Genomic DNA, 18,628 nt, shown 5'->3' with positions numbered 1-18,628 from the left:
GGGTCCGGCTACGACGGCAAGGACCGAAGCCACTGGGCCAGGTGCAGCGCCGAGGGCCGCTCGTTCGGCCGTGCAGTGAGTACGGGCCGCAGGACTTCCTCCAGCTGCGGCCACCCGGAGATCCGTCCGAGCGGAGGCCACCGGCGTACGAGGACCTGCCGGAGTCCCCTTGCCGTGAACGTCGCCGGGTCGATCCCCAGATGGGTGTAGTCCAGCGGCCACGAGTTGGTGGCCGCCCACCACAGGCCGGCGGCCAGGGCATAGGTCTCGTCCGGCTGGCTGGGTGCGATCGGCCTCTGCTCGGACTCCACGCGGCGGATCAGCTCGGGAGACATGAGGTGCAGCAGCCCGCTGTGGGAGGCGTAGGAGGGCGGGAGCTTCAGGTGCCAGGCCCAGGAGCAGCCGATCAGCCGTACGCCGCCCCGGGCGTGGATGGCGTGGTGGGGCTGGACGTCACCGTGCACCCATCCGCTCTGGTGCAGTGCACCGACCGCGGCCGCCAGGTCCACGGCGGCCGCGAGGGCCTGCGACCGGTCCGTACCCCCGTCCCGGACCGTACGAAAGGCTTCCCAGGTCGAGGGGCCTTCCAGCCAGGGCGTGAGCTGCCAAGCACTGTCGGATGTCCTGCCGCCCTTGGAGCGCGCGCCGTACGACGTCGGGGGCACGGTGGCGATGTGCCGGAGAACCTCGGCTTCCCGGGCGACGACGGCCGCGTCCTCGCCGCGGCCGATCTTCAGGGCCCACTGCCCCGTCGGGCCGGTCACCATCCACACGGTCGTGCTGCCGCGGTCCTTCTTCAGTTCCCATCCGGCGGGGGTGCCCGCGACCTGCTCGGCCTCGGCTCGACCTTCGACCGGCGCGGTCGACTGGCGCGGGATGCCGAACTGAGCAACAGCGGGATGCGCGGTGGTCTCCGACATGAGGGTGCCTCTCCTTGAGGGGTTCGGGTGCGGGAAGTCCTAGGCGGTGACGCCGTGGGCCAGCAGACGGTCAAGGTCGACGGTGGTGCAGCCGAGGAGCGTCACGACGTCGCGGGCCGCAAGGGTCCAGGGGAGTTGGGGGTCTTCGTAGCTCACGAAGGTCAGGCCGTCGCGGGTCTTCGGCGCGGGCATCGGCCTGAGCGTGCGCGGGTTGTAGAGGGTGCCGGCCACGCCCCAGGGCTGGGGGCGCTCGACGAGGGCGGCCGTATACCCCTTGCGTAGTTCGGGGCAGGCGCGGACGGACTCGGTGGCGCAGGGGGCGCAGATGGGCGGTGTCGCGGTCGTCTCGCCCTCGCGGATCTCCTGCCCCTCATCGGCTCGTACGAGGAAGAGGTGTCGGCCACCCCGGCGGCTGAACGCGTCGTCGTACGTCGACTTCGCGCAGACCTGGCACAGCAGGTGGCTCATCGCCTGCCGTTGGCGCAGCGGGTGGACCCCGGCCAGGTTGGGCTTCCCGGCTCCGCGACAAGCCGGGAAGCGGACCCACAGGGTGCCGTTCCTGCGGTCGGCGGCAGCGAATTCGTCGGCGTAGGCGATCCCGGCCCCCCGGGGGGCCCGGACGACCGTGCCAGCCCGGGGGGTCTCACGGCTCCAGGGAGCGATGAAGGGGACGTGCCATCCGTTCCAGGTGAGTTGGCGCGGGGTGTTCACGCGACCTCCTTTATGCTGCCGGTCTCCGTGAGCCGCTCCAGGAGGTCGTTGGCCGTGCTGGCCATCCGGCGCAGAGACCCGAGCGTCAGCTGATAGTCGGCCAGCACGTCCTCGGCCAGCAGCCGGTCAGCGCGCTGGAGCAGGGCGGACACCTCGGGGTCCTCGTCCCCCGCGGCCAGGGCGATCCGGGTGAGCCTGATGAGGTCGGCTCGCAGCCGCTGGTCAAGGTCCTCACATTCGGCGGCCGGTGGCGCCTGGTTCCCGAGCACGTCGCCAATGTCGTCCAGGATCTCGTCCAGCGGCTTCACCTCCCGGAGGCGCTGGGCCACGCGGGCGAGCAGGTCGACCGGCGGGCCTGGCGTTCGCCGAACGTGGGCGGGGGGCGCGGGCATGAGCGGGCGGGACATCAACGACTCCCGTGCGTGGAGGAGGCTCCCGGACGGATGGCGGCCCAGACCCGCAGCCCGTTTCCCGGAGTGGGGTCAGCGCCCCACCGCGCCGCGAGCGCGTGGACCAGGAGCAAGCCGCGGCCGCCCTCTTCGAGGGCGGCGTTGGAGTCGGTCCGCGCGGCGAGGGAGGTGTGCGGCCGGGGGCCGCTGTCGCGTACGGCGACCTGGATCTCGTCGGGGTGGCGCTCGACCTCCAGACGGATACGGCGGGACTCGGTGTGCTCGATCGCGTTCGTCGCGATCTCGGCAATCACCTGTTCCGCTGTGTCGATGTCATCCGGGGAGACCTGCCAGTCGGTGAGGGCGGCTCGGACCCGGCGCCGGGCGAGGGCGGGCACGGTGGGGGCGCGGTCGAACACGTACACCCGGCTGTCGGGGCCGTTCGGGACGGATGCAGATACTGGCGTCACAGGATGCCTCCGGCATTGCTGTGCTGGACGGGCGTCCCGGTAGCGCGCCACCGAAGGGCGGGGTGGGCCAGGCGCATCGCTCGGCGCAGGTCGGTGACGGGGAGCACGCGGCCCCCGGACTCCGGCCGGTGGCGCCAGACCTTCAGGTCTCCGCAGGAGCCGTTCAGCTGGTGGGGGGTGGCGAGCCAGGTTCCGGCGTCGAGCGTCCAGACGTCCTCACCCCAGACACCCCCCTGTCCGGGCTCGGTGAACAGGTAGGTACGCGCCCGGGTCAGCTCGTGCAGGACGGCGGGTCGCAGCTGGGGGTAGAGGGCATCGAGCGTGTGGAGCACGCTGTCGCCGAGGCGGGCCGGTATGGCCACGGCGTCGCCCGTCAGGCCGGCGGGGAGTCGCGCGCTGAGGGCGCCGAGGCAGCACGCCCGGTCGATGTCCAATGCGGTCACCGGGCGCCCCCGACGCACTTCGCGTGGGCACGCACGTCCCACGCGATGGGGTCGCAGTCGCCCGGGGAGACGGTGAACGCACGTCCGTCAGGGAAGAGTTGACCGCCCTGGATTCCGCACCTGATGCACAGCGCGCCCTGGAGCTGACGTAAGAGCTCGTGGCTGACGGGAATCTCGAACCGTCGCCCCTCGGCGACCTGGCTGGGCTTCGACATCCGGGTTCCCTCCCGGTCGGTACGTACGCGGCAGCCCCAGAGCCAAGATCACTTGGAGTCGCGGGGTGAGCGCGTTCTGTGGTGACCCGACCCAGGATGCCACCAGATTCGATACCGTGAATACCCTTCCCGCAGAATTCTGCGCGGAGCATTGACGCTCGAACACCCGTACACGAAGGCGGTCCTGACAGATGTTCACGGGCTGGCAGAATTCATCGCGCCAGTGCAGAAGATTTCTTGCCGTGGCAGAAGGGCGACCGACACACTGGCCCTTGCTCGACGAAGGGACGCGAGATGAGTGAAGAAGCAGGGTCAGCAGCACCTGCGTTGTGCCGTCTCCAGCTGGCGATCGAGCTGCGGGGCCTGCGGGAGGCGAAGGGACTGACCGCCACGGCGGTGGCAAAGCGCCTGGTGGTCAGCCCGTCAAAGATCAATCGGCTCGAAGCTGCCGAGAACGGCATCGTGGAGCCGGCGGACGTCATGGCGCTGTGCGACATCTACGGGGCGGAGACCGAGCACCGCGACACCCTGGTCGGCTACGCCACCGTCACCAAGACGAAAAAGGACTGGTGGCAGAAGCGCGAGCTGGCCCCGGTCATCAGCCCCGGCTTCAAGGCGTACCTGGGCCAGGAGGCCGTTGCCGCCGCGGTGCACAACTACGAGAACGAGTTCATCCCCGGCCTGCTCCAGACGGAGGCGTACGTAAGGGCCCTGCCGCTCCCAACACAGGAGCTCAGCCCTGCCGAGATCGACAAGCTCGTAGCCGTACGGATGACGCGTCAGGAAGCCCTGCACCGCGACAACTCCCCGCTCAGGCTGACCGCCATCATCAACGAGTCCGTTCTCAAGCGGCGCGTCGGCAACGCCGAGGTGATGCGCGAGCAGCTGGGCCACATCGCTGAACTCGCGACCTCCCTTCCCAACGTCCGCATCCAGGTCGTCCCCTTCGACCTCGGCGCGCACCCCGGCATGAACGGCGCCTTCACCATCCTGCGCTTCGGTGACCGCTCGCCGTTCCCGCCGATCGTCTACCTGGAGAACCGCGCCGATGCCTGGGTCCTGCGCAAGCCCTCCGACACCGACCGTTACGACGAGAGTTTCACCGACCTGCAAGCGGCCGCTCCAGGACACACGGAGTCCGTGAGCATGATCCACAAGGCAATCAAGGAGTTCTGACATGGCCCACCGGGACGACGGCCCGCAGACCGGAGACTGGTTCACCTCCAGCTACAGCGACAACCAGGGTGGCCAGTGCGTCCAGGCCCGACGCCTGGCCACCGGCCCCGCCGGCAAGATGGCGGTACGGGATTCCAAGGACCCCGACGGCGGCACTTTCGAGTTCGACCGCGTCGCGTGGATGAACTTCATCGCCTTCGCAACAGGGGACGAGCCGTCCCGCTAAGACCCACCACCCGCACGCAGCGGCCCGGCAGGAGCATCTCCTGCCGGGCCGTCGCCGTTTCCGCGCGTCTCCCCGTGATGGACGAGGTCAGCGGCCCGGCCCCAGGAAGAAACCCGCAGGACCGGTGTCTTTACCCAGTGATAGAAAACAGACAGTGGTGTGGGATAGATCGCGCCACTCTGGGCTGTCGTTCCCAAGTGGGGGCGATTGCCCGGTTGTTCGGCGCACGCGGGGAGTGAGGCAGCATGTCGGCAATGGTGAACACCTGGGTCCGCACGTCCACGGATCGCCTTGTACGAGCGGATCGCATCGTTGCGGTCGACCTGTGGGGACCACCGAACGGCGAGAAGCGCACCGACGTCGAGCACGGCGAGCCTGCGCGGATCATGCTCCAGATCGACGGCGACGAGGAGCCGTGGCACGAGGCCGCCACGGTCAACGCCGAACGCGGGGGAGAACTCATCACCTACCTGCTGAGCCTGCTGAACAGCCCGCTCCCCGACGGCAGCAAGGTCCGGTACGTCTACGGGCTGCACCGCGGGGAGGAGCTCTACCGGTGGATGCACGGAGCGAGCATCCCGGTAACTCCCAACGGGAATGTGCGGCCCCTCCACGAGGTCCATGACCCCTATCCGGGCCGGGGACTGGTGTCCCCCCGGGCGTAGCCAGCACAACGAGAACGCCCCCGCCGGTCGGCGGGGGCGTTCTGCGTATGGGAGCCCGGTCAGCAGGGGTTCAGGCCCGCCGCGTCGGCCTCCTGGCGGACGTAGTCGCCGAGGTTCGACGCCTTCCAGCCCGGAAGCTTCGCCGGGAGCGGGCCGCGGTGACTGCCGTGCAGGGCGTCGTGCTTCCACAGCAGGCTCGCGGTCAACTCGGCATCCTCGCGCGCCTCCTGGAGGTCGCTGCCGGTGGTGCCGGCGGCCGCGAGGTGGCGCTGGGCAAGCGCGGCGCGGCACAGCCGGTACTCCCGTTCCTGCTCGGGCGTGGTGGTGCCGGCGGCGTCGCTCACGCGGAGCTCGTCGCCCATACGCTGCACCTCGCACGTCGAGCGCAGAAGGCTCCACAGGTCCTCGGTCATCGCGTACGTCCCTTCTTCATCGAGCGGATGGTCAGCCAAGTCGTGGTGACAGCGGCGAAGGCGCCGATGGCGCGGTGGAGAGCCTGATCGAGCTCGAAAAGCGCGGTCCCGGGTCCTGACTCCTCCGCTCGGGCCGCGCCGTCCTCATCGAGGCGGCGCACGACGGTGCAGTGGTCGACGTATCCGCCCTTCCCCGCCCTGGTGGCCAGCCAGAGCAGCGGCTGGCGCTTGTCGATCACCAGGTGGGTGAGGGCGTTGATCCCCGCACCGGCGACCAGTGCCGAGGCGGGTACGCGGTAGCCGAGCACGCGGGTGAGGAGGACCGTCCCCGTCAGCTGCCCCGCGGAGTAGCTGGCCACGTGCCGTGCTGCGCTGATCCAGCCCAAGCGGGTGGCGGTCATGGTGGGCTGCCCCGCGCGGTCGTCCCCCTCGGCTTGCTCGCCGACGGGCGTGCCGTCCCGGTAGACCAGGTGATGCCCGCAGGCACCCTTGTTGGCCGCGTCCCTGCTGTCCTGGAACCACTGGTCGAACAGAGGGTGCAGTGCGTCCCAGGTCGCCAGGAGAGCGCCGGTTAAGGCCAGGGCCTGCGCGGGGGTGGGCCGGTCGGTCATCATGGGTGTTCCTCGTTTCGTCGTTACGGGACTGAGGGCCCCCGGGGCTGCCGCGACGCCTCCAAGCAGTCGGCAGCCTCGGGGTTCACGCGTCCGGCTCGGCCTCATGGGCCTTGCCCTGCCGTGAGGCGATCACGGTGTTGGTGCCGGCGGGACCGGACCATCCGCAGCGGCAGCGGGCCAGCACCTTCCCCGGCTCTTCCTGGCTGTCGTAGACACCGGTCTCGTGCTCGCGCTCGGGCTGAGGGGTGCGGGGAAGCTCGCCGCCGTTGGCGTACATGGCAGCGCGCTCCGTGTGCTGGGTCAGCCATCCGCGCCACTGGGCGGTGTCGCCGTCGAGGATGCGCTGGTGCCGTTCGCCCACGGTGCTGTGGTGCTGCCCCAACTCCTCGCCGATGTCCCGGAAGGGGAGCCGGGCCCGGCCGTTCGAGCCGGACTCGCGGGCGAACAGCAGCAACTCCTCCTTCAGGGCGGTCATGCGCGTCTCCAGCCGCCGCACGTCGCGGAGGTACGCCCGGAGCGCGTCCGGGGTGATCTCCTCTCCGCTGCGGAGGGCCTCAAGGGCCCGCAGTGCGGTGTCGGCCTCGTCGGCGACGGTCCAGCTGATGTGGCCCCCCTTGAAGTGGAGGACGTAGGACGTGGTGCCGTCAGGCCAGTAGACGGTGGGGCCGGCGAGCTCGTTCGGCTCCTGCACGGTCGTCGCGGGAGTCCCGGTTTCCGGGTCCAGCTCGACCTGCGCGATCTTCCACTGCGTGCCCTTGTAGTTGGGGCTGTAGGTGGTCGTCACAGATACCCTCCGCAATCCTTGTCGGGGTTCCCCGACAAGGAAGAGTTTGGCGGGGAACCCCGACAACCGTCAAGCGGGCAGGGCCGACGGCAGCGGGAGAGGACCTGATTCGGCCAGGAAGCACGTGAGCCCCCGGCATGGCCGGGGGCTCGCGGTGGACGGCACTGATCTACTGCGGGGCCTGCTGGTAGCGGGCGATGCGGGCCCGGATGAAGCGCGCGGCGTCGCTGTCCTCACCGAACGCGGCGGTCACAACCTTGGCCAGATCGCCCCCGATCTGTACGACCTCTGCGGGGTCCTTGACCTGCTGCCAGGTGTGGACGGCTCGCCGTACGGAACCTTCGGTCTCTGCGTGGGCCGCACCGTGCAGTGCGATCTGGAGGCCGGTGGTGTGCAGGTACCAGCGGGCAGCCACGGCCGGCTGGCCCGCGAGGAGTGCGAGCCAGCCGCGGATCTCGCGGAGGCGGACGGTGTGGGGGTGCTGCTGGCCGTACTGCGCGGTGAACTCCTGGTCGAGCTTCTCGGCCTCGATGGCCGCGGCCGCCAGACCCTCGCGGTCCTCGGGTCGGCCGAAGGCGGCGACGACGGCGTTGATCCGATCCTGGTAGGCCGCTGGCGGCCCGTCCTCCGGGGAAGGGGACGACGTCACGGCGGCGGCCGCCTGCTGGGCGGAAGCGGGAACGGCAGCTGCGGCCGCCGGCGCGGCCTCGGGCTCGGTCTCCTGCGCGGCTTCGACCTTGGCCAGGACAGCGGGAGGGCGCCGCGTCTCTTCGGCTGGCGGAGCCTGCTGGGGGACGGCGGGCTCCACCGGCCGTACGGGTTGGTCCGTGACGGGGCCCGAAGCCGGAGCCTTCCCGCCCTCCCAGAAGTCGGGCGTGACGGTGCCCCACGGCCGGAGCTGCTGGTGTTCGTCGTGCACGGTGGTTCCTCGGGGTAGGTGCTTGGGTGCTGTGCGCTCGGGGCTGGCGGGCGGGCTAGATGTTCACGCCCTTCTTGCGCAGGTAGGGCAGCGGGGCGACGTCCGTTCCGTAGTCGGGGCCGGTGCGCACCTCGAAGTGCAGGTGCGGCCCGCTCACGTTGCCGTCTGCACCGGAGAGGCCGATGACCTGGCCTCCCTTGACGGTGTCTCCGGTCGAGACCTTCAGCTCCGACATGTGGGCGTACTGGGTATACATGCCGTCGGCGTGACGGATTATGACCTGCCGCCCGTAGGCATTGACCCGAGAGGCCGAGACGACTTTTCCGGGCCCGGCCGCCCTTACCGGTGTTCCGATGCCCGCGACGAAGTCGATTCCGGTGTGGTACCCGCTGGACCACATGCCGCCTGACTGGTGGTAGGGCGTTCCGAGCGGTGCGTCGACCGGCCGCGTCCAATCCCCTGACATTCCGGGGTCTCCGGACGTGTCGGGAGCGGTCAGCCTCGCCACATTGGCCATGATGCTTTTGACGTAGTCGTAGGTCTGTCCGCCCGCAAAAGAGGCGGGCGGAACACCCTTGTACCTGTCCACTTGGCCCCAGCCAGCGTTATAGCCTGCCAGAGCGAGCTCAATCGGTGAACCGCTGTACTGCGGGTGGGCTTTGGCAGTCTTCAAGAGTTTGCACATCATGCTGCCCTGCGACGGAATGGCGTCCTCGGGGTCCCAGACGTTGATCTTTCCGTCGCCGTTTCCGTCGATTCCTTCGGTCGCCCAGGTATCCGGTATGAACTGCGCAATGCCGTCCGCGATGGGCTTGTGGGTTACTGGGTCCTTGGACTGCGCTTCGGGGTTGAAGTTTGACTCAGCCTCAAGCTGCGCGGCCAGTACGGCCGCCGGAAGTCCCTGGTCGCAGCTCGCTGCGGCCTTCTCAATAATTGCCGCGTACTTTTCCGGCACATAGCCTTTTCCTACACGCAGCAATCCCCCGCTCAGCTGAAAGTCGCCTCCGCTGCCACCGCCTTTGTCGTCGTCGGATGCCGCGATGAGAAGGATGATGCCGAGCCCCAGCGCCAGCGGACTGACGACGAAGCCCACTACCAGCAGCGCGATCCCCCGTTTGGCTTTCAAGCCACACTCCCCCTTGCCTGCGCCCTACACCGCCCAGTGCCGTCGCGAGGGGAGCCATGGGCAGTCCGTGTACGCGTCGCCCTGTCCGGCAAACCCCCCGGCAGCGTCAACGTCACCCTGCCACATCGCATTTCCGCCCCCAAAGCAAGTAAGACGGGTGGCCGAGGGATCACCCTCACGAGGCGCAACAGATCGGGGCAAAGGACGGTTAAAGATCACGAACGATGACAAGTAGCGTGCCACATAAAGGATTTGACACGCAGTCCGCCTCAAGGGCACCACTAGTCGTGCGGCTGCCCGGCATAGACTTCCGGACACGTGTTCACATCCAGTGACCGCCGTGATGGTTACAGTCGCAATGCGGGGGAGCGTTGGCTAAGAAATCGCAGACGGCCGTGACGTTGCCCGACCAAAGCCGTTTGTTTGTACCGGTGTTGGGTGCGGGTGGCGGAAGCGGCCGCTCAACTATCTCGGGCCTGCTGGCCTGTTCACTGACCTCTCTGGGACCCAGCGTCGTGCTGGACACAGCTCCACGCCTTACGTCGCCGTGGCCGTCCTGGCCCGACACGCCTGGCTTGGGGCTGGCGTCGGTGCCTCCGGACCAGCCGTTCACCCGTGCTCAGGTACGCGCGGCCGCCTCGCGGTCGATCGGGCCGGGCGGCGAGTGGGCCGTACTCACCGATCACCGGGAGTGGAACCACGGTCCTCTTGCCCTGCCTGCTGAGCCGGCTGCCTGGTCTCAGCTGGCGGCCGGAGGAGGCTGGCGGGTCGCTGTGGCCGACACGGCCCACCCGGTAGCTCACGACATCGTCACCGCGCGCACCCAGAACGTGCCCGGCCTGACGGCCGCCTGGTGCTCGCTGCCCTTCGCGGTCCCTGTCCTGTGCGCGCCGACGACCGGGCCCGGAGTGGCCGCGCTCCAGACCGCCGTCAAAGCGGCGTCAGCCGAAGGGCTGCCGCTCCAGCGCATGGTCGTGGCCTTGACCGCACCGGGCGAGGGGCGTCTGCCGGCGGCGGTGAAGGCGGCCGCGACGATGCTCCAGTCCCAGGTGTCGGCCGTGGTCACCGTGCCGTTCGATCCGCACATCCGCAACCACGGGATGGCTCAGGCGAATCGTCTGGGACGCCGTACGGCGGAAGCGGGGGCCGCCCTGGTGGCGGCGGTTCTCGCCTCGGCGCACCGCACATGGGGTGATCCGCTGCCCCCGGCCGCCGTCCCGGCCGCTCTCTCCACCCATTCCGTTTCTGTTCGACCTGCCCAACCTGCTTCTGAAGGGGTCCTCACGCCATGAGCCAGATGCTCCAGACCATGAACGACGTCATGATCCTCGCGGATGACCCGGTCATCCCGGGCTTCAAGCCTTCCTTGCCCGGAACGCTCCAGAACCCGACAGGCAAGATCCTTGGCTGGACCGCGGGCGTCGGCCTGTCCCTGGCGGTGCTGGGCGGTCTCACCGGCTGGGCCTGCGTCGCCATCGGGCACAACTCCGAGCGTGCCCAGCTGGCCTCGCGGGGCAAGTCCGCCATCGTGTGGTCGCTCATCGCCGGTATCGGCATCGGCGTGACCAGCGGTTTGGTGTGGGGCTTCTACTCGATGACGCAGGGGTCCTAGATGGATGCGTACGACAGCAAGGCCCGCAAAGCCCGACTGCGCCTGATCCTCATGGGGGCCGTGGTCGTGGCCACTCTCGCCGCTGGCGGGGTCCTCGGCGTCATGACGCTCAATGCCGACGACAATGACCTCAAGCAGGACCCCAAGGCATCGTCCAGCGCGTCACCGAGCAGCAGCTCTTCGGCGCCGCCGGCCGTCAAGGAGTTCACCCCGGCCAACGCTCCCAGCATTCCGCGGCTCAAGCCGAAGTCGGACGCCGAGGGAATCGGCACAGGCTTCGAGCACTCCTCGCTCGGCGCGACTTCGGCGGCGATCTCGTACTGGGAGGATCTCGACCTCCTGGACGACGTGATCGCGCGGAAGCAGTGGACAGCCATCGCCGCCAAGGACTCCCCCGGCACCATCGACCAGGGCGTCACCGAGGTCCGCAAGGTCCGCGAAGGTGTCGGTCTGCCGCCGTCCGGCGGCACCCCCGACGGCATCACCTTCAGCACCAATGTGAAGGCCGCCCTCGCGCGCTCGCTCGACAGCAGCGGTGACGTCGTCAACGTGTGGATGGTCTTCGACCGCTACGCCACCATCCGTGACAAGGGAGCCGACGCCAACCCGCTGAAGGGCGAGGTCACCAACCTGATCCTGAAGTGGGAGAACAACGACTGGAAGGTCACCACCGACCCCCAATACACGGCCAAGGTGAAGTACCCGCACTCCTACGACCCGGCCAGCAAGTACGCATGGGCGGACGGGTGGAGGGTGGTGGCCGATGGCTAGGCAGCTCGCACGGCTGGTCACGCTGCTGGCCGCCGTCCTGATCGTGCTGACGTCGGGGACGTCGATAGCCCTCGCTGGCGCCAAGCCCCCGGACCCGTATCCGAAGGAGCTGAGCCACGGTGAGCGGATCGGTATCAACAAGCAGACCGGCGAATACTGCGACATGGACGCAGCGAGCGAGAAGGACCGGCTGAACTGCCGGGCTCCCGAGGACTGCCAGGACTTCCCTGCCGGTTCGACGGTCTGCATTGGCGAAGGGTCGACCGACCCGGAAGATGCCCGCACCTTCGAGCTCAACGAGCTGAAGCGGTGGGAGGCGAAGGCCGATAAGAACGCACCCAATTACGAGAAATACCACGAGTATCTCGTTAAGTGCGTCAAGACGGACAAAAAGAGCTTCCAGCAGTGCAATGCCGAGGCTGCCGGAAAGTACCCGCCGCCCGCGAAGACGCCCCTGGACTGGGTGGCGGGCAAGATTTCCGAGATGGCGGCCAACGCCCTCGAAGAGGCTGCCTCGATGCTGGGGCACTCCGTGGTGTGGCTGCTGAAGCAGTTCGCCGAAGCCTTCAACGAGATCAGCACCATCGACTTGTCGAAGACCGGCATCGGCCCGGTGCTCGGCATCACCACCGGACTGTCGCTGATCATCGCGACCTTCATGCTGCTGGTGCAGTTCTCGAAACTGGCGGTCTCCCAGTCGGGTGGGCCGCTGGTCACCGCCGTGGTCGGCCTGGCGAAGTACGCGGTCATCCTCGGCGTGTACATCTTCGCCACGCAGGTCGCCCTGAACTGGTCCGACACCCTGTCGACGGCGCTGATCAATTACACCTTCGACAGCGGAAGTCCCAACGGTGACGCGTCCAAGGCGATGGAGAAACAGCTCGGCACACTCTTCGCCGGTCTCGTCGGCGGCGGTGGCGCCACAGCGGCCGGCGGCGCGCTGATCACCGGCAGCGGCATCGCCCCGACCGCGGTCGGCTTCGTGATCGTGATCTCGATCCTGTGCATCCTGGCCATCGGCGCGCTGTGGATCGAGATGCTGGTCCGCCAGGCCGGGATCATGATTCTCCTGACCATGACCCCGATCGCTCTCGCCGGTTCCATGTCCGACTCCACGAAGGAGTGGTGGCCGAAGACGCGGAACGCGATCATCGCGCTGATCTTGATGAAGCCGACGATCGTCATCGTCTTCAGCATCGGGTTCGCCGCGATGTCGACCGCCCAGGGCGTGCGCAACGTGATCGTCGGTCTGATCATCTTCGTCGTGGCCGGCACCAGCTGGCCCGTGCTGGCGAAGTTCATCGTGATCACCAGCAACGGAGACGGCAACAGCACGGCCTCCGGAATGATCAGCAGCGTCGGCAGCTCCGTCAGCAGCATGTTCGGCGGGAACCAGCCCTCGCCCAGCGGTGCGGGCACCTCCGGCGGCGGCGCCAACTACACCAAGGCCCTGGAGGGCGAGAATTCCAACTCTGCCGACGGCGGAGGTGGCGGTGGAGGCTTCTGGTCCAAGGCCATGAGCGGCACCAAGGGCGGCAGTTTCATGGGGAAGGCCGGCGGCGTCGTAGGAGTGGGGCTTCAGGTCGCAGCCATGGGCAAGGACATGGCCGAGAGCTCGTTCCAGAACTCGGCCGCCAACGCTGGCCTCGGCACCGGCGCGCAGGGCGGCCGCCACGTGGTCGTCCCGCCTCGGGGGGGCGAAAGCCCTCCGCCCTCGGCTCCGGCGGAGCCAGCCATGCAGCCGGTCCCCCAGGAGACGCCCGCACCGCCACCACCCCGGCCGCCGGACTCCGTGAACCGCGGGGTCTCGGCTACGCCTCCGCCCACCTCAACCGACGGGAGCTGATGCCCTGTGTCCAACACCGAACCGGCTCTCTACGGCGGATGGCAGTCGGAGCGCTCCGGCTTCATGGGGGACCTGAGCGGCCTGGGGTTCGCCCTGGTCGCGTCCTCCGCCGTCATCGCCCTCATCCCCATCTACACACGCACGTGGGGCTCGGCGTTCTTCGCCCTGCCCATGGCCGCCGTACTGCTCTTGCTCGCGTACGGCCGCGTACTCGGTCTGTCGGCAGACGAATGGATCATCCTCGCAGTAAGGCATCAGATCGCAGTGGCAACCAACCGCAACCTCTTCTTCTCCGGGGCCTTCGCCCCGCGGACCAAGGACGGCAGCCAGCCGATGGATCTGCCGGGACGGCTCGCCCGGCTGCACCTGCTGGAGGCATCCGACGGGCTCGGCGGCCAGATCGGGATCATGCACAACCCGGTCGACAACACATACACGGCCGTTTGCCGGGTGACCTTCCCGGGCCTCGCCCTGATCGACACGGAGCGCCAGAACATCCGCGTCAAGGGCTGGGCCGCCTTCCTGCGCTCCCAGTGCAAGGAGGACGGGGCAATCACCCGCATCTCCGTCCATCAGCGCAGCCTCCCCGACGATGGGGCGGCCCTGCGCTCGTGGACCGAACGGCACACCTCGCCGGATGCTCCGGCCGTCGCCGTCCAGGCGCTCGACGAGCTGATGGAAGGGGCAGGCCCGGCCGCCACGATCCGCGAGACCTACCTGTCCATCACCCTGTCGGCACCGCGCGCGCGGCTCGCCGTCAAGGGTGCCGGCGGCGGTCAGATCGGCGCGGCCGCCGTCCTCGTCCGCGAGATCAACGCGATGGCGGGCTCGCTGTCGAGCGCCGGTCTCCAGGTCGTCGAATGGCTCCCGCCCCGCGGCGTCGCCCAGACGATCCGCACAGCCTTCGACCCCGAGGCGCAGCTGGCACTGTCCGCCCGCAACAACGCGGCGGACGACCCGAAATGGGAGGGCTCCGCGAAGGGCGTCGATCCGGAGCTCGCGGGCCCGGCCGCGACGGAAACCGTCTGGGGCCTCTACCGGCACGACGGCGCATGGACCGTCAGCTACCAGGTCCGCGGGTTCCCGCAGTCCGAGGTCTACGCCACCTTCCTCCAGCCTCTGCTTCGCCCCCGCTCGAACGCCAGGCGCTCGCTGACCCTGGTCTACGAGCCGATCGGCCCGGCGAAGGCACGGCAGGAACTGGCCCGCGAGAAGACCAAGCGAGACGCCGCGAGGAAGCTGCGGGCCAAGACCGGCAGGGCGGAGAGCGAAGACGAGCGCCGTGAGGCGATGACCGCACGGTCCCAGGACATCGCCCGCGCCAGCGGCCACGGCGTCGTCCGCCTCACGGCACTGATCGCCGTCACGGTCACCGACCTTGAGCAGCTGGAGACGGCGTGTGCCGAACTCCAGGCGGACGCCTCGTCCGCGGGCCTGGAAATCCGGCGGGTCTGGGGCGCCCAGGACGACGCGTTCACCGTCGCAGCCCTGCCGCTCGGCCAGGGCCTGCCCGACCGACGGGTGGGCATCTGATGAGCTTCCCCTTCCGCCGCGGTGACGGCGGCGACACGAAGCTGAAGGCATCCCGCCTCGGCGACTTCCTCGACGAGATGGAAGGCGTGGCGGTCCCCAAGCAGCTCTCCGCGCGGGAGCTGCGCCGGTCCCGCCTGCTGGAGAGTCCCGAAGCGGCCATGCGGATCGCGCCCCGCAAGGGCTGGGCACAGCCCTTCGCGGGCCGGGCCGCCTCGCTCGCGAAGGCCGAGGTCTTCCGGGCCGACACCGAGCGGGCCAGCGGGATCTACCCCTTCCTGCACGCCGCGAGCCTTCCGCCCATCGGCGTGTACATGGGGTGGAACACCCTCACGATGCAGGCGTTTTCGGCGCACCCGGCCGCCTGGGTCAAGGAGGGGCTGGCCACCAACCCCAACGTGATGATCACCGGCATCCCCGGCTCGGGGAAGTCGGCGCACATCAAGGCGCTGTGCTTCCGCCTGATGGCGCTGGGCCACCGGACGCTGATCGCCGGGGACGTCAAGGGCGAGTACAAGGGGCTGTGCGAGCACCTCGGGGTCGAGCCGGTCCGGCTCGGCCCCGGCCTGCCGGGCCGCCTCAACCCCTTGGACGCGGGGCCGCTGGGCTATGACCTGGAGAACATTAAGGACCGGGCTGTGCTTCAGGCACGGCTCCAGGAGATCCACCGCCGGCGGCTGACCCTGCTGAAGGCGCTGCTGGAGCTCCAGCTGAAGCGGAACCTCCGCCCGCAGGAGGAGGAGTGCCTGGACGTCGCGGTCCGCGAGGTCACCGGCGAGCTGTACGGGCAGAGCAACTTGAGCGTGCCGACCCTCCCCCTGGTCTACGCGAAGCTCCGCGACCCGAGCGAGGCCATGGCGCGTGAGCTGCGCGTACGGGACGACGACATTCAGCTCGCCCGGGAGCACATGGCGTCCCTGCGCTCCGCGCTCGGCGGGATGATCACCGGCCACCTGGGCGGTCTGTTCGACGAGCAGACCTCGATCGGGCTGGACTGGGACGCCCCGATTCAGAGCGTCGACATCTCCGCCCTGGAGCAGTACGGCGACGAGACCGTGGCGATGGTCCTGACCTGTGTCTCCTCCTGGGCACAGTCGGCGATCGACCGTCCCGGCGAGCGTCCGTGGATCGTCGTGCGCGATGAGCTGTGGCGGCAGATGCGATCCGGCGGTGCCGCGATGGTCCGCAAGATCGACGCGGACCTGCGCCTGTCCCGCGCGACCGGCACCATCCAGCTCCTGGCCACGCACCGCCTGAGCGACTTCGAGTCCGTGGGCGCGGCCGGCTCGGAAGCGGTGGCCATCGCCAAGGACCTGATCGCGTCCTGCGAGACCCGTATCCAGCTGGCCCAGGACACCAAGCCGCTCCAGATCACGCGCGAGGCGATCGGCCTGACCGACGCAGAGTGCGAGCTGATCGGAAGCTGGGGCGCCGGCCAGCGCGGCCGCGCCCTGTGGAAGGTCGGCCGCGGCGGTGGCAGTCACGCGGTCCAGCTGATGCTGTCCCACACCGAGAAGGCCCTGTTCGAGACGGACGAGCGGATGGTGGTCTGATGGCCAGCGACAAGAGCATGGACGACAGCACGCTCCTGGCCGCCATCGGCGCTGGGTTCCTCATCGGGGCCAGCGCGATCGTGCTCGCGGCCGCGCCGGTGGCGGGGCTGGTGACCGGCAACGGGTGGGCGTCGTCCAACAAGGGCCTGCCCGAGACCATCCTGCTGACTGTCAGCCAGGGGCCCGGGTCGGTCTACGAACCGGCTCCGCCCACCTGGGCGTTCTGGCTCGTGGTCGCCGTCTTCCTGGTCCTGCTGATCGTCGCCGTGGCCCTCCTGCTGCGGGCCTTCGGCGGCAAGAAGAACCTCGGCGGCGCCCAGTGGGGCGGGGTGAAGACGGAGAAGGAACTCGCCGTCGACCCCGACCCGGCCAACCGGCCGGACCAGATCACGGCCGGGCGCGGACAGCTCACGAAGAAGATCCTCGCTGCCGAGCCCAACATCAGCGCGACCGTCTTCGGTGTCCCGGGCTCCACGAAGACGACCGGCCTGGTCCTCGGCAACGCGGCCGAGTGGCGGGGCCCGCTGGTCGTGACCACCGTCAAGGCCGCGGACCTCGATGTGATCTACGACAGCCGTCGGCACCTGGGGCCGGTGTACGTCGTCGCCCCGGCCGGAATCCCCGGCCGCAAGACCGCCCGGTGGTCCCCCGTCGACTACGCCAAGGACCCCAAGTCGGCGGACCGGATGGCGGAGTGGCTCGCCAACGCCTCCACCTCCGGCCACGACAAGCGGGCCGCCCCCTGGATCGACCAGGCCCGCGGCATCCTCAAGGGCCTGCTGCTCGCCGCCAACATCACCGGCGGCGGCATCAACTCCTTCCGGGAGTGGCTGGCCCTCGGCAAGGACGCGGTCGAGCACGTCAAGGCAGTCCTCGAACCGCAATACCCCGAGGTCGCCCTGGACTACTCCCGGCCCTGGGTCACACTCCATGACGACGGAATCGGCAGCATCCAGTTCACGCTGAACGTGATCGCGAGCGTCTACCGGGACGAGGAGGTGCGGGCCACCGCGGCCGGCACCGACTTCACGGTGGAGGAGCTGCTCGACAAGAACGCCACCGTCTGCCTGGTCGCTGCCCCTTCCGACGCCGAGCGGTACGCGCCGCTGCTGACCGCCATCATCGCGTCGATCATTCACGGTGCCGAGCAGCGCTACCTCAAGACCGGCGTCCCCCTCTCCCCCGGTCTCGGCGTGCTCGTCGACGAGGCCGGCAACATGCTGCGCTACCCGCAGCTGCCCGGCGTCCTCACCACGGGCCGGGGCATGGGCATCACCGTGCTGACCGTCTGGCACGACCTGTCGCAGCTGAGGACCCGGTTCGGGCACGACGCCGCCAACACCGTGCTCAGCGCCTCGGGCCTGCGGATGCTGCTGCCGGGCTGCGGCGACCCCGAGACCCTGCGTCATTTCTCCGGCATCTACGGGCGTACGTACGTGGAGCGCACCACGAAGTCGACGGGCCGCGGACAGAGCTCCTCGTCGACCACCCAGGTCGAGACGGACCTGGCCCCGATCCACGAGCTGATGCAGCTGCCGAAGTTCACGGCCATCGCGCAGTACAGCAACCTTCCGCCGGTGAAGGTGAACATGCGGCTCACCTGGCGCGACGAGGACCTGCTGAAGTGGCTGGCGCGGCCCGCCCCGGGCCCGTCGCTGACGAAGTCCGCCCCGGTTGCCCTGGAGGCGTCCGATGTCTGATCCCACCGCCGTGGCGACGCCGGCCACGGCCCCGAGTGCCGTGAACGGACAGGAGAGCAAGCCCGAGCCGATCACCCGCTGGGTGTGGCGGGCCATGGAACCAGCCGAGCGTGAAGCGCGGCTGCTGGAGCTGACCGGCTGGGTCGACTGGCTGCTGACAGCCCACCCCAAGCTGCACTCCAAGATGCCGAAGTGCTGGCACCGGCACGAGGACATCATCGAGCACCTGACCGCCCTGTTCCTGGGGTGGGTCCGCACGTACGCGGGCGACCCGGCCAAGATTTCCACCCGGGCCGAGATCGAGTGGCTCACTTCGCTCCACTCGCTCACGCCGCACCTGGGAAGCCCCGGATGCCAGGCCAACAGCACCCACCAAGACCCGCCGCCGCGTCCCAAGCCCGACGGTGAGCTCCTGGAGCAGTGGATGGACGGCGACCCCGAGTTCCTCGCGGCCCCGGCCCACCACCCGGCACAAGCGGAGGTGTCCCGGATGGTGGCGGCTGCACGGGCCGCGGAGGCGGCCAAGGCGCAAGGCTGATCGACTC

At 69.3% G+C, this 18,628-nt stretch carries 22 protein-coding genes; 10 read left to right on the top strand and 12 right to left on the bottom strand.

The features are described from left to right. Nucleotides 1-8 precede the first annotated feature (8 nt). From AB0G56_RS30885 to AB0G56_RS30860, 6 genes are all read right to left on the bottom strand, one after another. Complete coding sequence (locus AB0G56_RS30885; protein WP_360975686.1) at nucleotides 9-920, bottom strand: phosphotransferase; 912 nt, start codon at nucleotides 918-920, stop codon at nucleotides 9-11. Nucleotides 921-959: 39 nt separating this feature from the next. Beyond that, the gene (locus tag AB0G56_RS30880; protein WP_360975683.1) at nucleotides 960-1,631 is read right to left on the bottom strand and encodes a hypothetical protein; all 672 of its coding nucleotides are present in this window, start codon (nucleotides 1,629-1,631) and stop codon (nucleotides 960-962) included. Beyond that, nucleotides 1,628-1,960, bottom strand: a complete 333-nt coding sequence (locus AB0G56_RS30875) for a DUF6415 family natural product biosynthesis protein (RefSeq protein ID WP_360975680.1) — start codon at nucleotides 1,958-1,960, stop codon at nucleotides 1,628-1,630. The genes AB0G56_RS30880 and AB0G56_RS30875 overlap by 4 nt, the downstream gene beginning before the upstream one ends. Before the next feature lie 77 nt (nucleotides 1,961-2,037). Further along, nucleotides 2,038-2,490: an ATP-binding protein gene (locus tag AB0G56_RS30870; RefSeq protein WP_360975677.1), complete on the bottom strand. Its 453-nt coding sequence runs from the start codon at nucleotides 2,488-2,490 to the stop codon at nucleotides 2,038-2,040. Further along, the gene (locus AB0G56_RS30865) at nucleotides 2,487-2,933 is read right to left on the bottom strand and encodes a hypothetical protein (protein WP_360975674.1); all 447 of its coding nucleotides are present in this window, start codon (nucleotides 2,931-2,933) and stop codon (nucleotides 2,487-2,489) included. Before AB0G56_RS30865 ends, AB0G56_RS30870 begins: the two co-directional genes overlap by 4 nt. Next, the gene (locus AB0G56_RS30860) at nucleotides 2,930-3,148 is read right to left on the bottom strand and encodes a hypothetical protein (protein WP_360975671.1); all 219 of its coding nucleotides are present in this window, start codon (nucleotides 3,146-3,148) and stop codon (nucleotides 2,930-2,932) included. The genes AB0G56_RS30865 and AB0G56_RS30860 overlap by 4 nt, the downstream gene beginning before the upstream one ends. A gap of 294 nt (nucleotides 3,149-3,442) precedes the next feature. Here AB0G56_RS30860 and AB0G56_RS30855 point away from each other — a divergent pair, with 294 nt between their 5' ends. The 3 genes from AB0G56_RS30855 (at nucleotide 3,443) to AB0G56_RS30845 (ending at nucleotide 5,215) form a co-directional block, all read left to right on the top strand. After that, a complete protein-coding gene (locus AB0G56_RS30855; RefSeq protein ID WP_360975668.1) occupies nucleotides 3,443-4,324 on the top strand; it encodes a helix-turn-helix transcriptional regulator in 882 nt (293 codons plus the stop codon). A 1-nt stretch (nucleotide 4,325) separates the two neighbouring features. Further along, nucleotides 4,326-4,550, top strand: coding sequence for a DUF397 domain-containing protein (locus AB0G56_RS30850; RefSeq protein WP_360975665.1), 225 nt, complete (start codon nucleotides 4,326-4,328; stop codon nucleotides 4,548-4,550). A 245-nt stretch (nucleotides 4,551-4,795) separates the two neighbouring features. Beyond that, on the top strand, nucleotides 4,796-5,215 hold the full coding sequence (locus tag AB0G56_RS30845; RefSeq protein WP_360975662.1) for a hypothetical protein: 420 nt from the start codon (nucleotides 4,796-4,798) through the stop codon (nucleotides 5,213-5,215). Nucleotides 5,216-5,274: 59 nt separating this feature from the next. Here AB0G56_RS30845 and AB0G56_RS30840 read toward each other — a convergent pair whose 3' ends face one another. The 6 genes from AB0G56_RS30840 to AB0G56_RS30815 form a co-directional block, all read right to left on the bottom strand. After that, nucleotides 5,275-5,628 (bottom strand): hypothetical protein, encoded by a 354-nt coding sequence (locus AB0G56_RS30840; protein WP_360975659.1) that lies wholly within the window; start codon nucleotides 5,626-5,628, stop codon nucleotides 5,275-5,277. Beyond that, nucleotides 5,625-6,242: a hypothetical protein gene (locus tag AB0G56_RS30835; RefSeq protein ID WP_360975656.1), complete on the bottom strand. Its 618-nt coding sequence runs from the start codon at nucleotides 6,240-6,242 to the stop codon at nucleotides 5,625-5,627. Before AB0G56_RS30835 ends, AB0G56_RS30840 begins: the two co-directional genes overlap by 4 nt. A gap of 82 nt (nucleotides 6,243-6,324) precedes the next feature. Next, the gene (locus AB0G56_RS30830; RefSeq protein ID WP_360975653.1) at nucleotides 6,325-7,026 is read right to left on the bottom strand and encodes a hypothetical protein; all 702 of its coding nucleotides are present in this window, start codon (nucleotides 7,024-7,026) and stop codon (nucleotides 6,325-6,327) included. Between the two features lie 169 nt (nucleotides 7,027-7,195). Next, nucleotides 7,196-7,945 (bottom strand): hypothetical protein, encoded by a 750-nt coding sequence (locus tag AB0G56_RS30825; protein ID WP_360975650.1) that lies wholly within the window; start codon nucleotides 7,943-7,945, stop codon nucleotides 7,196-7,198. 55 nt (nucleotides 7,946-8,000) lie between these two features. Then, nucleotides 8,001-9,071, bottom strand: coding sequence for a peptidoglycan DD-metalloendopeptidase family protein (locus tag AB0G56_RS30820; RefSeq protein WP_360975647.1), 1,071 nt, complete (start codon nucleotides 9,069-9,071; stop codon nucleotides 8,001-8,003). 799 nt (nucleotides 9,072-9,870) lie between these two features. Further along, on the bottom strand, nucleotides 9,871-10,158 hold the full coding sequence (locus AB0G56_RS30815; RefSeq protein WP_360975644.1) for a hypothetical protein: 288 nt from the start codon (nucleotides 10,156-10,158) through the stop codon (nucleotides 9,871-9,873). 201 nt (nucleotides 10,159-10,359) lie between these two features. On the opposite strand from AB0G56_RS30815, the gene AB0G56_RS30810 reads away from it, so the two are divergent. Genes AB0G56_RS30810 through AB0G56_RS30780 form a run of 7 tightly spaced genes read left to right on the top strand, consistent with a single transcriptional unit; the run spans nucleotide 10,360 to nucleotide 18,621 of the window. Further along, a complete protein-coding gene (locus AB0G56_RS30810) occupies nucleotides 10,360-10,683 on the top strand; it encodes a hypothetical protein (RefSeq protein WP_360975641.1) in 324 nt (107 codons plus the stop codon). Then, nucleotides 10,684-11,454: a hypothetical protein gene (locus tag AB0G56_RS30805; RefSeq protein WP_360975638.1), complete on the top strand. Its 771-nt coding sequence runs from the start codon at nucleotides 10,684-10,686 to the stop codon at nucleotides 11,452-11,454. Further along, nucleotides 11,447-13,300, top strand: a complete 1,854-nt coding sequence (locus tag AB0G56_RS30800) for a hypothetical protein (protein WP_360975635.1) — start codon at nucleotides 11,447-11,449, stop codon at nucleotides 13,298-13,300. Before AB0G56_RS30805 ends, AB0G56_RS30800 begins: the two co-directional genes overlap by 8 nt. A 6-nt stretch (nucleotides 13,301-13,306) precedes the next feature. Next, a complete protein-coding gene (locus AB0G56_RS30795) occupies nucleotides 13,307-14,833 on the top strand; it encodes an SCO6880 family protein (RefSeq protein WP_360975632.1) in 1,527 nt (508 codons plus the stop codon). After that, complete coding sequence (locus AB0G56_RS30790; protein WP_360975629.1) at nucleotides 14,833-16,383, top strand: type VI secretion protein; 1,551 nt, start codon at nucleotides 14,833-14,835, stop codon at nucleotides 16,381-16,383. The genes AB0G56_RS30795 and AB0G56_RS30790 overlap by 1 nt, the downstream gene beginning before the upstream one ends. Before the next feature lie 17 nt (nucleotides 16,384-16,400). Next, nucleotides 16,401-18,083 (top strand): type IV secretory system conjugative DNA transfer family protein, encoded by a 1,683-nt coding sequence (locus tag AB0G56_RS30785; protein WP_360975913.1) that lies wholly within the window; start codon nucleotides 16,401-16,403, stop codon nucleotides 18,081-18,083. Next, nucleotides 18,076-18,621 (top strand): hypothetical protein, encoded by a 546-nt coding sequence (locus AB0G56_RS30780; protein WP_360975626.1) that lies wholly within the window; start codon nucleotides 18,076-18,078, stop codon nucleotides 18,619-18,621. Before AB0G56_RS30785 ends, AB0G56_RS30780 begins: the two co-directional genes overlap by 8 nt. Nucleotides 18,622-18,628: the final 7 nt, after the last annotated feature.

This window comes from Streptomyces sp. NPDC021356, from assembly GCF_040641015.1.
Lineage (GTDB): Bacteria > Actinomycetota > Actinomycetes > Streptomycetales > Streptomycetaceae > Streptomyces.
Note: the sequence above shows the minus strand (reverse complement) of the source record. Positions and strands in the feature narration are given on the sequence as shown.

Coding starts and splice junctions, on each gene's coding strand:
- AB0G56_RS30805 (WP_360975638.1), top strand. CDS start 10,684: ATGGATGCGTACGACAGCAAGGCCCGCAAAGCCCGACTGCGCCTGATC.
- AB0G56_RS30860 (WP_360975671.1), bottom strand. CDS start 3,148: ATGTCGAAGCCCAGCCAGGTCGCCGAGGGGCGACGGTTCGAGATTCCC.
- AB0G56_RS30835 (WP_360975656.1), bottom strand. CDS start 6,242: ATGATGACCGACCGGCCCACCCCCGCGCAGGCCCTGGCCTTAACCGGC.
- AB0G56_RS30840 (WP_360975659.1), bottom strand. CDS start 5,628: ATGACCGAGGACCTGTGGAGCCTTCTGCGCTCGACGTGCGAGGTGCAG.
- AB0G56_RS30885 (WP_360975686.1), bottom strand. CDS start 920: ATGTCGGAGACCACCGCGCATCCCGCTGTTGCTCAGTTCGGCATCCCG.
- AB0G56_RS30785 (WP_360975913.1), top strand. CDS start 16,401: ATGGACGACAGCACGCTCCTGGCCGCCATCGGCGCTGGGTTCCTCATC.
- AB0G56_RS30815 (WP_360975644.1), bottom strand. CDS start 10,158: ATGTGCGGATCGAACGGCACGGTGACCACGGCCGACACCTGGGACTGG.
- AB0G56_RS30780 (WP_360975626.1), top strand. CDS start 18,076: ATGTCTGATCCCACCGCCGTGGCGACGCCGGCCACGGCCCCGAGTGCC.
- AB0G56_RS30800 (WP_360975635.1), top strand. CDS start 11,447: ATGGCTAGGCAGCTCGCACGGCTGGTCACGCTGCTGGCCGCCGTCCTG.
- AB0G56_RS30850 (WP_360975665.1), top strand. CDS start 4,326: ATGGCCCACCGGGACGACGGCCCGCAGACCGGAGACTGGTTCACCTCC.
- AB0G56_RS30855 (WP_360975668.1), top strand. CDS start 3,443: ATGAGTGAAGAAGCAGGGTCAGCAGCACCTGCGTTGTGCCGTCTCCAG.
- AB0G56_RS30790 (WP_360975629.1), top strand. CDS start 14,833: ATGAGCTTCCCCTTCCGCCGCGGTGACGGCGGCGACACGAAGCTGAAG.
- AB0G56_RS30845 (WP_360975662.1), top strand. CDS start 4,796: ATGTCGGCAATGGTGAACACCTGGGTCCGCACGTCCACGGATCGCCTT.
- AB0G56_RS30810 (WP_360975641.1), top strand. CDS start 10,360: ATGAGCCAGATGCTCCAGACCATGAACGACGTCATGATCCTCGCGGAT.